We start from the raw sequence: 15076 nt of genomic DNA on the forward strand, positions 1-15076 counted from the left end.
GGGTGGGAAAGGCAGGCGGACCTGTGGTCGTCACATGGCGTCGCCGTCACTGAGGGCGACGTATCACCGCAGCGTACGCATGCGGTGTGGTGCCACGGGAGCGCGGTTGCGCTCCCGTGGCCTGGTACTCGGGCTGTCCGCTCGAGCGGTGCGGTGGGCTCCTGTGACCTGGCGGAAGCTCAGTTCCGGGAGTCCTGCCCGATGCGGTAGATGCGGGCGGCGTTGTCGTGCAGGATCTTGCGGAGCGTCTCCTCGGGCAGGTCGCCGAAGGTGCTCTCCAGGTACTCGTTGGGCGCGACCGCGCTGGTCGCCGGACCCGGCGACATGCTCGTCGGGTGCGGGAAGTCGGTCTCGTAGAGGATGTTGTCCGGGCCGAGCCGGTCGAGCGCGTACCGGACGCCGTGGTCCTCGAACCAGAAGCACCCGTAGATCTGGCGGCGGAAGTACTCGCTGGGCAGCAGGTCGTACTCGGGGTGCTCCAGGGCGACGCCGCAGTTCTTCCACTGCCAGTCGAGGGCGTCGAGCGCGTAGGGGATCCAGCCGACGCCGCTCTCGACCGAGACGAACGGCAGCTCGGGGAAGCGGTGGCAGATCCCGCCGGTGACGAGCTGGGCGATCGTGCGCGCGTTGCCCATGAAGAACGACACGCCCATCGACGCGTAATTGGCGCGCTCGCCGTTCTCCGGATTATGCCCCTGCATGATCGACAGGTCACCGGAGGCGATGTGGAAATTGACCGGCAGGCGCATCTCCTGGGCGGCCGCCCACATCCGGTCCCAATGCCGGTCGGTGAGCCCCGGCAGGCCGAAATTCGCCGGGTCCTGGGTGAAAATGATCCCGCCGTGCCCGAGTTCCGCGCAGCGGGCCATCTCCGCGAGGGTCTCGTCGAGATCCCAGAACGGCAGCGAGGCCATTGGAACGAAACGCCCGGGTGCCGCGCTGCCCCACTCGACCTGGAAGTCGTTGTAGGCGCGAATGGTGGCGAGCTGCAGTTCCGCGTTCTTCAGGTCGAGCAGTTTCTGGGCGTCGAAGAGCGCGACGTTGGGGTAGAGCACCTGGGCCTTGATGCCGTAGGTGTCCATGTGGCGCGCGCGGGCCGCGGCGTCCCACATGATCGGGTCGATGTCGCTCCAGCGGGGCGGGTGGTGGGGCGGGTACTCGGTCCAGCCCGCCATCGCGGGGCCGCCCACCGCGGCCATGCGCTCGCCGCCGATGAACCAGGCCTCCTCGGCTCTCTGCTCGTCCCAGCGGACATGCGGGATCTGGTCACCCCACTTGGCGGGCAGGCGCGAGGACCACAGATCCGGCGGCTCCACCACGTGGGTGTCGGTGTCGATGATCTCGATCTCACTGATGACAGACGCCATGGGGTGGCCTTTCTGACGTCTCAAGGGGTTTGGGGCCATGTCCTCTGGACCGGACCAAACCGCCTTGACCATTTGCTTTGGGTGGTAGAGACGCTAATACCTCATGAGGAATAGGTCAATAGCCTCATAATGATTTCCTGCCGCCCTGAGCTGCGGGTTCCACCGGTCACGGGGTCCCGGCCAGCCGGACGACCGTCTTTCCGACGTTCCCGCCCCGCAGCATCGCCAGAAAGGCCGGCCAGGCCGCCTCGATCCCGCCCGGGACCGCGGTCTCGACATTGCGGACCGCGCCGTCGCGCAGCCAGCGGGCCATGTCCCGTTCGAAGGCCGCCCGCTCCTCCTCGTGATCGGTCACCAGGAAGCCCTCCATGCGCAGCCGCCGCCAGATCATCAGAAGCAGGTTGCGCGGGCCGGGCACCGGTTCGGTCGCGTTGTAGACCGAGATGGCGCCGCACAGGACGATCCGGCCGGACGTCCGCATCACCCGGATCGCGGCCTCGAGCTGCTCGCCGCCCACATTGTCGAAGTAGACGTCCACACCCCCGCCGCGCGCCCCCTCGCCGCCGGTGAAGCCGCGGTCGACACCGACGCCGGCGCGGTCGAGCGCCGCGGCCAGCGCCTCCCGCACAGGCGTATCGCGATGGGAGAAGGCCGCGTCGAAGCCCAGCTCCTCGGTCAGGAAGCGGACCTTGTCCGCCGACCCCGCGCTGCCGATGACGGTGCAGCCCATGGCCTTGGCGATCTGGCCCACCGCCGCTCCGACGGCGCCCGCCGCCGCCGACACCAGCACCGTGTCGCCGGGACGGCACCGCCCCACCTTGAGGAGCCCCACATGGGCGGTCATCCCGGTCAGCCCGAGCACGCCCAGATGCGCCGACGCCGGAAGATCGTCTCCCACCGGTTCGGCCGCCTCGGCCGGCACCAGCGCGTACTCGCGCCACCCGAGCTCGTGCCGCACCCGGCCGCCCACCGGGATCCCCTCGACCCCCGACGCGACGACCTCGCCGACCGCCAGGCCGCCCATCGGCGCGTCCAGCGCGTACGGCTCGGCGTAGGACGGACGGTCGCTCATCCTGCCGCGCATGTACGGCTCCACCGACATCACGGTGTTGCGGACCAGCAGCTCGCCGGGGCCCGGATCGGGCACCTCGACCTCGACCAGACGGACATCGCCGTCGCCGGGCGAGCCCACCGGCCGGCGCACCAGGTGCCATTCCCGTCCGGTCCTCACACCGCCTCGCTCTCGTCGGCGTCGAGCAGGTGCCCGACCAGCCGGTCCCGATGGTGCGCGGGATCGCCGAACAGCAGGGCGCCGCTCTTGGCCCGCCGGAAGTACAGATGCGCCGGATGCTCCCAGGTGAACCCGATCCCGCCGTGCACCTGGACGTTCTCGGCCGCCGCGAACACGAACGCCTCCGAGCAGGTCGCCTTGGCCATCGCCGCCGCGACCGGCAGCTCGGCGGGCCCGCCCGACGCCGCCCACACCGCGTACGCCGCCGCCGACCGTGCGGCGTCGATGCCCAGCGCCATGTCGGCGCACCGGTGTTTGATCGCCTGGAAGGACCCGATCGGCCGGGCGAACTGGTGCCGCGTCTTCGCGTACTCCACCGCCATCTCCAGGACCCGTTCCGCGCCGGCGGTCTGCTCGCAGGCCAGCCCCACCGCGGCCAGGTCGAGGACCTTCCTGATCAGCGGCCAGGCCCCGTCCGCGGGGCCGACGAGCCGCGCCGGGACGCCCCCCAGCTCCAGCCGCGCCTGCTTGCGGGTGGGGTCGAGCGTCGTCATCGCCGCGCGGACCAGGCCCGGCGCGCCGCCCTCGACCGCGAAAAGGCCCAGGTCCTCGGGCGCCGGTCCGGTACGGGCGGCGACGAGGACGAGGTCGGCGGACAGCCCGTCCAGCACGAACAGCTTCTTACCGGTCAGCTCCCACCCGGATCCCGTGCGGGTCGCGGCCGTGCTGACGCCGGCGGGGTCGTCCCACCGGGCGTCGCCTTCCGCGAGCGCGAGGGTCGCGGTCGTCTCCCCGGCCGCGATGCCCGGGAGGTAGGCCGCCTGCGCGTCCTCATCGGCCGAGTGCAGCAGGGCGCCGGCCGCGAGCACGACCGTGGACAGGTACGGCGCGCACATCAGGGCCCGCCCCATCTCCTCCAGCACCACGGCGATCTCGCGGAAGCCGCCGCCCGAGCCGCCGTGCTCCTCCGGAACGCCGAGGCCGGTCAGGCCCAGCTCGCCCGCCATGCGCCGCCACACCGCGGGGTCGTGCCCCCGGTCGGTGTCCATGAGGCGCCGCACCTCCGCCTCCGGAGACACCTTCTCGACGAACGACCGGACGACGGGCCGCAGCGCCTCGACGTCCTCGCTCGGCGCCAGATCCATGTCCGTTCTCATATGTCCGCTCCCTGTCGGCGTGACCTCGTCGTCAGACCCGCACGCGCTCGCCGCGGACCAGTTCCTCGCGGAGCACGCGGCGCAGCAGCTTTCCGGTTTCGTTGTAGGGGAGCTCGTCGCGCACGTGGACGCGCACCGGCGTCTTCGACGACCGCAGGCGCGCCCGCACCCAGGACCGCAGCTCCTCCCCGTCCGCGCTCCGGCCCGGCGCGAACACCACCAGCGCGACCGGGCACTCGCCCCACTCCTGGTCCGGGACGCCCACCACGGCGGCGTCGGCCACGGCGGGATGCGCGGCCAGGACCTCCTCGATCTCGCCCGGCGACAGGTTCTCGCCGCCGCGGACGATCACGTCGTCGGCGCGCCCGTCGACGTACAGGAAGCCGTCCTCGTCGAGCCGGCCGCCGTCCCGGGTGGGGAACCAGCCGTCGGCGGCGACCGCCCGGTGGGAGAGGTACTCCCCGGAGACCTGCTCGCCGCGCACCCAGATCTCGCCGGGCTCGCCCGGGGGCAGCGCGGCCCCGGCGCGGTCGCGGATCTCCACCTCGACCGACGGCAGAGGCCGGCCGACCGAGCCCAGCTTGCGCCCGAGCCGGTGCTCCTCCGGGCCGAGCACCGCGATGGTCGAACTGGTCTCGGTGAGCCCGTAGGCGTTGACGAAGCCGACGTGCGGCAGCAGCGCCAGAGCGCGCTCCACGACCTGCGCGGGCATGCGGCCCCCGCCGTAGGAGAGATGGCGCAGCGCGGGCAGCCGCTCGCCGTCGCGCTCCAGCACGTCCAGGACGCGGCCGAGCATCGTCGGGACGACCATGGCGTGCGTGACGGCCTCGTCCCGGGCGAGGGCCACCCACTCCTCGGCGCCGAAGGCGGGCAACTGGACCATGCGGCGGCCCGCGTACACCGACGTCAGCATCGAGGAGATGCCGGCGATGTGGTACGGCGGGACGCTCACCAGGATGGCCTCGTCCTCGCCGGCCGCCATGAACTCCACCGTCGAGATGACGTAGGAGACCAGATGTCGGTGCCGCAGGACGGCGGCCTTCGGAGCGCCGCTGGTACCGCTGGTGAACAGCAGCGCCGCGATGTCGTCGGGTGCCGCTCCCGTCGAAGGGGCGGCGGGGGCGGCCCGCTCGACCTCCTCCCGGAGGACGGGGGTCACGCCGGGGATCCCGGCCACTCGGCCCAGGGCCTCGCTCCGGCCCACCACGAGCACGGGGGCGATTCCGGCGAGGGCCGAGCGCAGCCGCGCGTCGTCGAGCCGGTAGTTGAGCGGCACGAAGGCACGTCCCGCGAGCGCCGAGCCGTACACGAGTGCCGGGACGGCGGCCGAGTTCTCGTCCAGGAGCGCCACATGGCGTGCGTCGTGGCGTTCCAGCAGGGACGCGACCCCGCGCGACCGTTCGAACAGTTCCGCGTAGGTGACGGCTTCACCGGCCGTGACCAGGGCGACCCGGTCGGGGCACGCGCCGGCCGCCATCTCCGCCAGCATGGCCAGGTTCACGGCTCAGTCCGAGGCGGGAAGCGGTTTGGTGGCCATCTGCCGCAGCGGCCTGCCGGCCAGGCTCAGGCTCCCGGTCCCTCCCCGGGTGCAGAGCACGACCAGCCCGGTTTCCTCGTCCGTGTAGCGCTTGCCGAGAAGGGTTCCCTCACCGTCCGGCTGCTCGGGCGCGACGCGTTCACCCGCGGCGCCGGACAGGTTCATGGGCACGCCGCCGCACGTCAACGCCGCCTTGTCGGACGGCAGGGCGGACGGCCCCTTGACGACGACGACCTCGGCGTCGCAGACGGCACTGGCCAAACGGGTTCCAGGCTTCAGCTCGATGCTCGTCTTCTCTGTGCCTGTTTCTTCCATGCTCATCACTTCCATGCTCATTAGGTCGGGGTCCAATCAGGCGGGGCCAAGGGGGCTCCAGGTCAGGACGCGAGACGGTCGAGCACGGCGTGGCCGCGGCGGGTGAGGCCGGCGACCGAGTCGCCCCGGGTGCCCATCCGCTCGTCGGTCGTCTCGCCCCGCACGTACCGGGCGTACAGCTGCTGCAGGATCACCGCGGTCTTCCAGCAGCCGTACGCCTCGTACCAGGCCACCCGCCCGACGTCGAGGCCGGACCGGGCGGCGTAGCGCTCGACCACCTCGGCCCGGGACGGCAGGCCCATCTCCGCCAGCCCGGCCGGTATCGCCAGCTCGCCGGGCAGCTCGGCGTCGCCGGGGTCGGGCCAGTAGTTCAGCAGGGTGCCGAGGTCGACCAGGGGGTCGCCGAGCGTGGCCATGTCCCAGTCGAAGACCGAGACGACGCGGTCGGGGTCGGCGGGGTCGAACTGGCAGTTGTCGATCTTGAAGTCGTTGTGCAGGACCGCCGGCCGGCCGGAGGCGGGGATCGCGGCGGCCAGCCGCTCGCCGAGCGCCTCCACCGCGGGACCGCCGTCCGGCGGGGCCACCAGGCTCCAGCGCTTGCTCCAGCCGGCGACCTGCCGCTCGAGGAAGCCCGCCGGACGGCCGAGGTCCGACAGCCCGCACTCGTCCGGGTCGACCCGGTGCAGGTCGGCCAGCGCGTCCACGACGGCGAAGCCGACCCGGCGGGCGGCGTCCCGGTGCCCCCGCATCGGCTCCGGCACCGCGCCCCAGACGACGACCCCGGGCCGGTACTCCATGACGATGAAGTCGGAGCCGATGACCGCCGGGTCGTCGCACAGGGCGAACGCGCGGGGCGCGCGGGGGTAGCCCCGGTACAGCCGCGACAAGGCGCGGTACTCGCGGCGCATGTCGTGCGCGCCCGGGGCGACCTCGCCGAACGGCGGGCGCCGCACCACCAGCCGCCGGGACCCGAACCGCACCTGGTAGGTGAGGTTGGCCGAGCCGTTCGGGAATTGCAGGACCGCGAACTCGCCGTCGAGATCGGGGATCCGCTCCCGCAGGTAGGCGGCGAGCGCGTCGAAGTCGAGCTCCTCGCCGGGACGCACCGGCGCCAGCTCGGCGGGCTCGGCGGGCCGGTCGGGCCCGGCCGGGGCGGGGGAGGGGGACGGCGCCGTCACAGGTCCAGGTCCCCGGCGTAACGGGCCCGGGCCTGCTCGCGCAGCGCGGGCAGGTGCCCGCTCGGGAACAGGCCGTCGGTGGGCTCGTGGTCGCGCAGCAGCAGCCGCGCCAGGTTGGTCTTGTGGACCTCGGTCGCGCCGTCGGCGATCCCCATGTGGAACGACTCCATCACCCAGCGGGCGAACGGCATCTCCGACGAGACCCCGAGCGAGCCGTGCAGCTGCAGTGCGCGCGAGGACACATCGTGCAGGACCTTCGGCATCGCGGTCTTGACCGCCGCGATGTCGGCGCGCACCTTCCGGTAGTCGTTGTACTTGTCGATGCGCCAGGCGGTGCGCAGCACCAGCAGCCGGAACTGCTCCATCTGGATCCAGGAGTCGGCGATCATCTCCTGCACGAGCTGCTTGCGGGCCAGCGCGTCGCCCTTGGTCGTCCGGGACAGCGCCCGCTCGCACATCATGTCGAAGGCCCGCTTGACCAGTCCCACCGTGCGCATCGCATGGTGGATGCGGCCCCCGCCGAGCCGCGTCTGCGCCACCTCGAACCCGGCGCCCTGCTCGCCCAGCAGGTGGTCGGCGGGGATCCGAACGCCCGTGTACCGGATGTAGGCGTGCGTGCCCTCGCCCTCGCGGTGCCCGTAGACCGCCACGTCGCGCAGGATCTCGATGCCCGGCGTGTCCGCCGGGACGACGAACGCCGAGAGCCTGCCGTGCGGCGGCGCGTCCGGGTCGGTCACCGCCATCACGATGAGGAACGAGGCGAAGCCCGCGTGCGAGGAGAACCACTTCTCCCCGTCGATGACCCACTCGTCCCCGTCCCGGACGGCCCGGGTGGTGAACCCGGTCGGGTCCGAGCCGCCCTGCGGCTCGGTCATCGAGAAGCACGAGACGATCTCGTTCTCGATCAGCGGCTCCAGGTAGCGCTTCTTCAGCAGCGGCGTGCCGTAGTGGGCCAGGATCTCGGCGTTCCCCGAGTCGGGCGCGTGGCAGCCGAACACGATCGGCCCCGCGTGGGTGCGGCCGAGGATCTCGTTGAGCAGGGCCAGCTTGAGCTGCCCGTATCCGGGGCCGCCCAGTTCCGGGCCCAGGTGGCAGGCCCACAACCGGCGCTCGCGCACCCGCTGCTGCAGCGGGGGGACGAGCTTCTGCCGAACCGGGTCGGCCATGTTCCAGGCGTGTTCGACGACGAAGTCCAGGGGCTCGACCTCCTCGCGCACGAACTCCTCGACCCAGTCCAGCTCCTGCTGGAACACCTCGTCCGTCTCAAAGTCCCAGGCCATCCCCGGCTCCTTTCGGCACGCTCGTCCTGACCATATTTCTCATGAGGAATTTTGACAAGGGCTCAGCGGATGACCGCCTGACCTCCGTCGACGTTGAGCACCGCGCCGGTGGTGAAGCTTGAAGCGGGACCGGCGAAGTACAGCGCCGCGCCGACGACCTCGTGCGGCTCCCCGCCGCGCCCCAGCGGCATCCGGTCGGCCATCTCCTGGAAGGTCTCCATGTCCCAGCCCCGGCTGATGTCGGTGAAGAACGGGCCCGCCATGATCGTGTTGACCCGCACCGACGGGCCGAACGCCCCCGCGAACCCCGCCGTCAGCGTGTTCAGCCCGGCCTTGGCCGCCGCGTACGGCAGGTCTCCGGGCGTCGGCCGCACCGACGCCACGCTGCTCACATTGATGATCGAGCCGCCGCCCGCCCGCGCCATCCGGCTGCCCACCAGGGCCGTCAGCCGGAACGGGCCCTTCAGGTTGACCTCGACCACCTTGTCGAACAGCGCCTCGCTCACCTCCTCCAGGCTCGGATAGGTGGGCGCGATGCCGGCGTTGTTGACCAGCACGTCCAGCCGGCCGAACTCCTCCTCGACGGCGTCCACCATCGCGGTCAGGCCGTCCCAGTCGCCGACGTGCACCGCGTACGGCAGCGCCCGCCGCCCCGTGGTCCGGCGCACCTCCTCGGCCAGCTCCTCGCATCCCGCCGCCTTGCGGCTGGCGATCACCACGTCCGCGCCCGCGCCGGCGAACGCCAGCACCATCTCCCGCCCCAGCCCGCGGCTCCCGCCCGTGACCAGCGCGACCTTGCCTTCCAGCGGCAGTCCAGCCTGCTCCATGGATCCTCCTCACCGGCGGCCGCCACCGGGACGGCCGCGCATGCGAACCCGCACACCCGCCGTTACGGCGGTGCGCGTGCACTCCGGGTGTGCGCGTCCTCGCGGACGCGCCGCCGACGGCGTCAGCGGGGCAGGTCCCGCCAGGGGCGGTCGCGGTCCACGCGGGGCTCGCCCGGCAGGCCCAGCACGCGCTCGGCGATGATGTTGCGCTGGATCTCGTCGCTGCCGCCCGCGATCCGGTACCCCGGGGCGCCGAGGACGTGCTCGGTCCAGGAGAACGTGCCGCGCTCGCCGGTGTCGGCGGTCAGGCTCGGGCCCAGCAGGGCCTCGGCGGCGCGCGCCGCGCGGGCCATGCCGTTCACCCAGTGGAGCTTGCGGAACGAGCTCGCGGGCCCGGGCGTCCCGCCGGGCCGGGCCCGGTCGCGCAGGGCGGCCACCTCGGCCAGGCGCTCGTGGATGTAGACGTCGGCCAGCAGCTGCCGCACGAGCGGATCGCCGGTGCGGCCCAGGCGGCGGGCCAGCGGGAGGAGCTGGCGCCAGCCGCCGCCGACGCGGCTCTCGCCGCCGCTGATCTCCCGTTCGAAACCGAGGGTGGTGAGCGCCACCTTCCAGCCCTGCCCGGCATCGCCCAGGCGCAGCCGGTCCGGGACGCGCACACCGTCCAGGAAGACCTCGCTGAAGGACGCCCCGCCGGACATCTGGCGCAGCGGGCGCACGGTGACGCCGGGGGAGTCCATCGGGAGCAGGAAGGCGGTCAGGCCCGCGTGCTTGGGGACGTCCGGGTCGGTGCGGGCGATGAGCATCCCCCACTCGGCGAACTGCGCCCCCGAGCTCCAGACCTTCTGCCCCGTGACCAGCCAGTCATCGCCGTCGCGCACCGCCCGGGTGGCCAGCCCCGCCAGATCGGAGCCGGCGCCGGGCTCGGAGAACAGCTGCACGCACAGCTCCTCGGCGCGCAGGAAGCGGCGGACGAACTTCTCCCGCTGCTCGGGCGTGCCCGCGATCCGGACCGTCGGCGCGATGAGGTGGACGGTGACCCGGAACAGCTCGTGGTCGGCGGGGACCTCGCGCAGGGCCTGCTCCTCGTTGAACGCCTCCTCGAACTCCGGCCCGAGCCCGGCCCCGCCGTGCTCGGCCGGCCAGGTGATCGCGCCGTAGCCCGCGTCGAACTTCTCCCGCTGCCAGGCCATCGCCCGGTGGATCAGCGCCCGCTCCCGCTCCGGCGGGAGGTCGTGGAAGATCGACACGTCGTCGGGACCGTCCGCGACCGCCGTCCGCGGCGCGGTGCGGTCGCGGAGCCAGGCCCGGGCGTCCCGCCGGAAGTCGTCGAGATCCATGGCGCTCCCTGAAGATCGGTCGCGCCGCTACTTGCATGCGGCGGCACGACGGGATATTCCTCATGAGGTTAAGCGGAAAATTGGCGGACGCGCAATGGAGGGCCGAGATGACCGGACGTTCCCTGGACGGGCGGGTCGCCGTGGTGACGGGCGGTACCGACGGCATCGGGCTGGCCGTCGCCCGCGCCTTCGCCGAACACGGCGCCGCGGTGCTGCTGAGCGGGCGGTCCACCGAGAAGGGCGCCCAGGCCGCCGCGGAGGTCGGGGAGGCCGCGCGCTTCGTCCGGGCCGACGCCACCCGGCGCGAGGAGGCCGAGGCGGTGATCGACCACGCCCTGGACGCATTCGGCCGCGTCGACGTCCTGGTCAACAACGTCGGCGGCAGCGCCGGCTTCGCCCGGGTCCACGAACTCGCCGACGAGGCGTGGCGGCACGCCATGACCCTGAACCTGGACAGCGCGTTCTGGGCGACCCGGCGGGTGCTGCCGTCGATGATGGAGCGGCGGCACGGCCGGATCATCAACATGTCGTCGGTCGAGGGCAAGCAGGCGACGATGCCGGCCATCTCCCACTACGTCACCGCCAAGCACGCGCTGCACGGATTCACCAAGGCCGTCGCGCTGGAGTACGGAAGGCACGGCGTGACCTGCAACGCCCTGTGCCCCGGCGCGGTCCCGACCGGGTCCCGGCCCTCCGGCGACGCCGCCGCCGAGGCGGCCGGGATGACCCGCGAGGAGTTCGTCGCCCATTTCGTCGACGCCACCAAGACCGGGCGGCTGAACACCGCGGACGAGGTCGCCGCGGTCGCGCTGCTGCTCGCCGGTGAGGCCGGCGCCGGGATCACCGGGGCATTGTGGAGCGTCGACGGCGGAACGGCGTCCTGGTGACTATGGTGGAAACTAATCATGAGGAATTGACCGGAGGTGAACGATTGTCGGGCGCACCGGAGACCAGGGCGACCGTCGCGTTGTCCCGCGGCTGCATGGACATCGCGGTCGGCGACGCCGCCACCCGCCGGCTCAAGACCTCCGAGACGGTGGCGCGCGACATCGTGCACGACATGGTGGAGGAGGGCCTGCGCACCGGCGACCGGATGCCCTCCGAGACGGCCATGCTCGAGCGCTACGGCGTCAGCCGGGAGTCGCTGCGCGAGGGCCTGCGGCTGCTGGAGGTCCAAGGACTCATCACCATCCGGCGCGGCCCGGGCGGCGGTCCCGTCGTCGGGCAGATCGATCCCGCCAACCTGGGCCGCACCGCCACCCTGTACTACCACCTGGCCGGCGCCACCTACCACGAGCTGTTCGACGCCTGGGTGCTGATGGACTCCATGCTCGCCGAGCTGGCCGCCCGCAACGCCGACCGCGCCACCGCCCGCAAGGCCCTGGAGCCCTTCCTGGAGGCCACGGCGACCAGGGACGACGACCCCACGGCGTTCTTCGAGGCCCACGCCCACTTCCACTCGGCCATCGCCGGGCTGGCCGGCAACCGGGTCCTGGAGCTCACCTTCCAGACCCCGGGCCTGATCGTCAGCCACCACGTCATGGTCACCGCCGACCCGCGCGACCTGGCCGAGGTCCTCGACCACGACCACGCCATGGTCGCCAAGGCGATCATGTCCGGCCATCCGCGCAAGGCCGGCAACGAGATGGCCGCCCACATCAGGAACGTGACCGGCTACTACAGGAACCAGAACATGGACGGGCTGATCGACTGGCGATGAGCATGGACGCGCTGAAGGACCGGCTCGACATCACCGACACCCTGTACCGGTACGGCTCGTCCATCGACGCGGGCGACCTCGGCGGGCTCCGCGCGATCCTCGCCGACGACCTGCACGCCCGCTACGGCAACGGCGCGCCCATCACCGGCGCCGACGCCGCGGTCTCCTGGATCGCCGACTCGACCCGCGACGCGCTCTGGCAGCATCATTTCCTGAGCGTCTACCACGTGGACATCCATGGCGACCGGGCCAGCGCCCTGGTCTACCACACCTCCCACAAGGCCTTGCGGAGCGCGCCCGGCACGGTCAACGTCCTGGTGGGCCGCTACCGCAACGAACTGGTCCGCCTCGACGGCTGGAAGATCTCCGAGCTGCTGATGGAGGTCTGCCGGGCCGATTGATCATGCCTCGAGCGGCCGTCCGCCGATCATGACCGTGCGGACGTGCCCGGCGCCGGGCCCGCGCAGGGCCTCGGCCAGGGGCACGCGCAGGAGCACGAGATCGGCGGCGGCGCCGGGCCGTACCCGCCGGGGCGGTCCCCCGGGGTCTTCGGGCGGGGCGAGGTAGCAGCGGAGCGCCGTGCGCGGGGAGATCGCCTCCTCCTGCCCGACGACGGCACCGGACCGGGTCCGGCGGCGGACGGCGGCGTCCATCACCTGCCAGGGGTCCAGCGGCCCGTACGGGGCGTCGCTGGAGAGGGCGACCGGAACGCCCGCCGCCAGCGGGCTCGCGCATCGGTAGAGATCGGGCCGGTCCTCGGCGGGCACGTCGCGCAGGTAGTCGTCGCCGCGGTCGGCGAGGAAACCGGGCTGGGTGACCACCCGCAGCCCGCGCCGTGCCAGGTCCGGGACGAGCTCGGCGGGCAGGACCGCGGCGTGTTCGATCCGGTCGCCCGCCATGCCCCCCGCCTCGTCCAGCGCCGCCAGCAGCAGGACCAGCGCCTCGCGGGTGACGCAGTGCGCGGCCACGGGACGGCCCCGGGCATGCGCGGCGGCGATCCGCTCGGTCAGGCCGGCGAGGTCGGGCAGCCCGGAGTCGGCGATCACGATCTTGTACGGGCCCACGGTGACGCGGGTCCCGGCGCCGGTCGGCGCACATTCTTCCGGCGGGGCTTCTTCCAGCGGGGCGCCGAGGAGATGCAGCCGCTGGGGGAGCGTCCCGTCCCGGACGGCCCGCCCGAACGCGGTGAGCGCCTCGCGATCGAGGTCGGGTGTGGCGTCGGTGACGGCGGTGACGCCCAGCCCGGCCAGGGACCGCGCCACGTCGTCCAGGGGGGCGGGGCCGGTGTGCGGGAGGCGGGTGCGGAGCCAGTCGTCGGCCCGCCACAGCCGCCCGGTCGGGGCGCCGTCCCGGTCGCGTTCCACCCCCGGGTGGTCGGCCCCGGCGATCCCGGCCGCGGCGAGGGCGGCGGTGTTGAGCGTCCACAAGGCCCCGCTGCGGTGCTGGACGCGCACGGGCCTGGACGGCTCCAGCCGGTCCAGGGCGGCGGCGTCGAGGACGCCGGCGACGGTCTCGGCGTACCCGGCGCCGCGGATCCAGCCGTGCTCGTCGGGTACCGCGTTCCGGAGCGCGGCGGCCAGCTCCGCCCGGTCGGCGACCGCCGGAGGCCCGCACGGGACCGAGCGCCTCCGGGCGGCCAGGGCGTGCAGGTGGACGTGGTGATCGCACAATCCGGGGAGCAGCGCCCCGCCCCGGCAGCGGAGCTCGGCCTCGCCGGGGGAGCGGGACAGGTCGCCGATCTCGGTGATCCGGCCGCCGGTGACGCGGACGTCGGTGCGGACCCGGCCGCCGATCTCGGCGTCGCGCAGCAGCAGCCCGGTCACGGCACGGGGATCCGCAGCTCGCGCAGGACCTCGGAGGTGTGCTCGCCCATGGCCGCCGCCTCGCCCCGGGCCGCGCGGCGCTCCGGGCGCTCGACGGGGACCAGGCCGTCCCCGGTGTCCACCGCCCAGCCGTCCCCATCGCGGACGGCGCGGAGGGAGGGGGAGTCGTCCGGCGGGCCGAGTGTCGCGGCCACGACGTCGGACATGGCCAGGTCCCAGAGCGTGCCGCCACCTCGGGGCGCGGCGGTGGAGGCGAGCACGGCCGCGGTGAGGCCGGTCAGGGGATCGGCGATCGCGTCCCCGCAGAACAGCGGGGCCCCTTCCGCGTCACGGCAGACCAGCCCGGCCGAGGCGGCCACGTCGTCGCCGAAGCCGACCCGGTCGCTCGCCCGGCCGTGGGCGGTGATCGAGATCCAGGTGGTGCCGGCGGCGACGGCGGCCTCGGCGTTCAGGCCGAACCGGGCCAGCGCACGGGGCCGGGACGCCTCGATGACGATGTCGGCCGCACCGACCAGGGCGGCCAGCGCGCGCCGCCCTTCGGCGGTGGCGGGATCGAGGACGACCGAGCGGTGGCCCGCGTGCAGCAGTCGGTAGAACCCCCGGTCGCCGCGGCGCGCGCCGTCCGGGCGGCCCGGGATCTCGACCTTGACGATCCGCGCTCCCGCGAGGCCGAGCAGGTGGGCGCACAGCGGGCCGGCCCACAGCGCGCTGAAGTCGACCACCAGGCGGCCCTCCAGCGGGCGCGGCTCCAGCGGCTCAGAGGGGCGGCCGGGTGCCGGGGGAGGCGCCGGCCGCGGCCGGACCGGACCTGCCGCGACGCCCAGCAGCCCGGCGCGTTCGGCCAGCTCGTCCCCGGTGTGCTCGCGCAGCCAGCGCGTGATCGCGGGCCAGGGGTCGTCTCCGACGTCGGCGCACGCCAGCGCGCCCAGCAGCGCGGGGTCGTCGGGACGCGCGCAGGACACCGCCGCCCAGCCGTCGGCGGTCGGCAGCAGCCGGCACGCTCCGCCCGCCGAAACGGCGCCGCCGCGCCGCAGCCCTAGGAAGGCGGCGCGCTCGGAGAGCAGCCTGGACCCGTCCAGGCGGACGGCCCGTCCCGTACGGGCGGTGTTCACGGCGAACCGCTCCGCCAGGGCCCGTGCGGTGAGGGCGCCACGGCCGGGCGGGACCAGCGGCGGCCCGTCCGGACGCCCGGTCAGCTCGACCACGCCCGCGGACGCCCAGGCGCTGACCTGGGCCGATTCCCCCGATCCGCGGGTGGCGGCGAGGCCGGCGTCGGTCGGCATGGCCCGACGATACACTCCGGC

The 15076-nt window shown here is 73.5% G+C and carries 14 protein-coding genes; 3 read left to right on the plus strand and 11 right to left on the minus strand.

Annotated features, from left to right (window positions below):
- Positions 1 to 179: 179 nt before the first annotated feature.
- From ABD340_RS43210 to ABD340_RS43250, 9 genes are all read right to left on the minus strand, one after another.
- Entirely contained in the window at positions 180 to 1367 is a 1188-nt protein-coding gene (locus ABD340_RS43210; protein ID WP_344597387.1) for an amidohydrolase family protein, read from the minus strand.
- A gap of 166 nt (positions 1368 to 1533) precedes the next feature.
- Positions 1534 to 2598 (minus strand): NADP-dependent oxidoreductase, encoded by a 1065-nt coding sequence (locus ABD340_RS43215; RefSeq protein WP_344597389.1) that lies wholly within the window; start codon positions 2596 to 2598, stop codon positions 1534 to 1536.
- The gene (locus ABD340_RS43220) at positions 2595 to 3755 is read right to left on the minus strand and encodes an acyl-CoA dehydrogenase family protein (protein WP_344597390.1); all 1161 of its coding nucleotides are present in this window, start codon (positions 3753 to 3755) and stop codon (positions 2595 to 2597) included. Before ABD340_RS43220 ends, ABD340_RS43215 begins: the two co-directional genes overlap by 4 nt.
- Positions 3756 to 3786: 31 nt before the next feature.
- On the minus strand, positions 3787 to 5256 hold the full coding sequence (locus tag ABD340_RS43225; RefSeq protein WP_344597392.1) for a class I adenylate-forming enzyme family protein: 1470 nt from the start codon (positions 5254 to 5256) through the stop codon (positions 3787 to 3789).
- Positions 5257 to 5259: 3 nt separating this feature from the next.
- Positions 5260 to 5613: a hypothetical protein gene (locus ABD340_RS43230; protein WP_344597393.1), complete on the minus strand. Its 354-nt coding sequence runs from the start codon at positions 5611 to 5613 to the stop codon at positions 5260 to 5262.
- A gap of 56 nt (positions 5614 to 5669) precedes the next feature.
- Complete coding sequence (locus tag ABD340_RS43235; RefSeq protein ID WP_344597395.1) at positions 5670 to 6785, minus strand: phosphotransferase family protein; 1116 nt, start codon at positions 6783 to 6785, stop codon at positions 5670 to 5672.
- A complete protein-coding gene (locus ABD340_RS43240) occupies positions 6782 to 8065 on the minus strand; it encodes an acyl-CoA dehydrogenase family protein (RefSeq protein ID WP_344597397.1) in 1284 nt (427 codons plus the stop codon). Before ABD340_RS43240 ends, ABD340_RS43235 begins: the two co-directional genes overlap by 4 nt.
- 62 nt (positions 8066 to 8127) lie before the next feature.
- Positions 8128 to 8892, minus strand: coding sequence for an SDR family NAD(P)-dependent oxidoreductase (locus ABD340_RS43245; RefSeq protein ID WP_344597398.1), 765 nt, complete (start codon positions 8890 to 8892; stop codon positions 8128 to 8130).
- A 122-nt stretch (positions 8893 to 9014) separates the two neighbouring features.
- The gene (locus tag ABD340_RS43250; protein ID WP_344597399.1) at positions 9015 to 10229 is read right to left on the minus strand and encodes an acyl-CoA dehydrogenase family protein; all 1215 of its coding nucleotides are present in this window, start codon (positions 10227 to 10229) and stop codon (positions 9015 to 9017) included.
- 107 nt (positions 10230 to 10336) lie between these two features.
- On the opposite strand from ABD340_RS43250, the gene ABD340_RS43255 reads away from it, so the two are divergent.
- The 3 genes from ABD340_RS43255 to ABD340_RS43265 are packed head-to-tail and all read left to right on the plus strand — an operon-like array spanning position 10337 to position 12350.
- Positions 10337 to 11116 carry an SDR family NAD(P)-dependent oxidoreductase gene (locus tag ABD340_RS43255; RefSeq protein ID WP_344597401.1) on the plus strand — a complete coding sequence of 260 codons (780 nt, stop codon included), beginning with the start codon at positions 10337 to 10339 and terminating at the stop codon, positions 11114 to 11116.
- A 44-nt stretch (positions 11117 to 11160) separates the two neighbouring features.
- Complete coding sequence (locus ABD340_RS43260; protein WP_344597403.1) at positions 11161 to 11949, plus strand: FadR/GntR family transcriptional regulator; 789 nt, start codon at positions 11161 to 11163, stop codon at positions 11947 to 11949.
- Entirely contained in the window at positions 11946 to 12350 is a 405-nt protein-coding gene (locus ABD340_RS43265) for a nuclear transport factor 2 family protein (RefSeq protein ID WP_344597405.1), read from the plus strand. The genes ABD340_RS43260 and ABD340_RS43265 overlap by 4 nt, the downstream gene beginning before the upstream one ends.
- Here the strand turns inward: ABD340_RS43265 and ABD340_RS43270 are convergent, their stop codons facing one another.
- Together ABD340_RS43270 and ABD340_RS43275 are read right to left on the minus strand one after the other, a co-directional pair.
- Positions 12351 to 13772, minus strand: a complete 1422-nt coding sequence (locus tag ABD340_RS43270) for an amidohydrolase family protein (RefSeq protein ID WP_344597407.1) — start codon at positions 13770 to 13772, stop codon at positions 12351 to 12353.
- Positions 13769 to 15055: a CoA transferase gene (locus ABD340_RS43275; protein WP_344597408.1), complete on the minus strand. Its 1287-nt coding sequence runs from the start codon at positions 15053 to 15055 to the stop codon at positions 13769 to 13771. The genes ABD340_RS43270 and ABD340_RS43275 overlap by 4 nt, the downstream gene beginning before the upstream one ends.
- Between the last annotated feature and the right edge of the window lie 21 nt (positions 15056 to 15076).

The sequence above is a fragment of the Actinomadura vinacea genome (assembly GCF_039532545.1).
GTDB classification, from domain to species: domain Bacteria; phylum Actinomycetota; class Actinomycetes; order Streptosporangiales; family Streptosporangiaceae; genus Spirillospora; species Spirillospora vinacea.

Coding starts and splice junctions, on each gene's coding strand:
- ABD340_RS43210 (WP_344597387.1), bottom strand. CDS start 1,367: ATGGCGTCTGTCATCAGTGAGATCGAGATCATCGACACCGACACCCAC.
- ABD340_RS43220 (WP_344597390.1), bottom strand. CDS start 3,755: ATGAGAACGGACATGGATCTGGCGCCGAGCGAGGACGTCGAGGCGCTG.
- ABD340_RS43230 (WP_344597393.1), bottom strand. CDS start 5,613: ATGAGCATGGAAGAAACAGGCACAGAGAAGACGAGCATCGAGCTGAAG.
- ABD340_RS43240 (WP_344597397.1), bottom strand. CDS start 8,065: ATGGCCTGGGACTTTGAGACGGACGAGGTGTTCCAGCAGGAGCTGGAC.
- ABD340_RS43245 (WP_344597398.1), bottom strand. CDS start 8,892: ATGGAGCAGGCTGGACTGCCGCTGGAAGGCAAGGTCGCGCTGGTCACG.
- ABD340_RS43250 (WP_344597399.1), bottom strand. CDS start 10,229: ATGGATCTCGACGACTTCCGGCGGGACGCCCGGGCCTGGCTCCGCGAC.
- ABD340_RS43255 (WP_344597401.1), top strand. CDS start 10,337: ATGACCGGACGTTCCCTGGACGGGCGGGTCGCCGTGGTGACGGGCGGT.
- ABD340_RS43265 (WP_344597405.1), top strand. CDS start 11,946: ATGAGCATGGACGCGCTGAAGGACCGGCTCGACATCACCGACACCCTG.
- ABD340_RS43275 (WP_344597408.1), bottom strand. CDS start 15,055: ATGCCGACCGACGCCGGCCTCGCCGCCACCCGCGGATCGGGGGAATCG.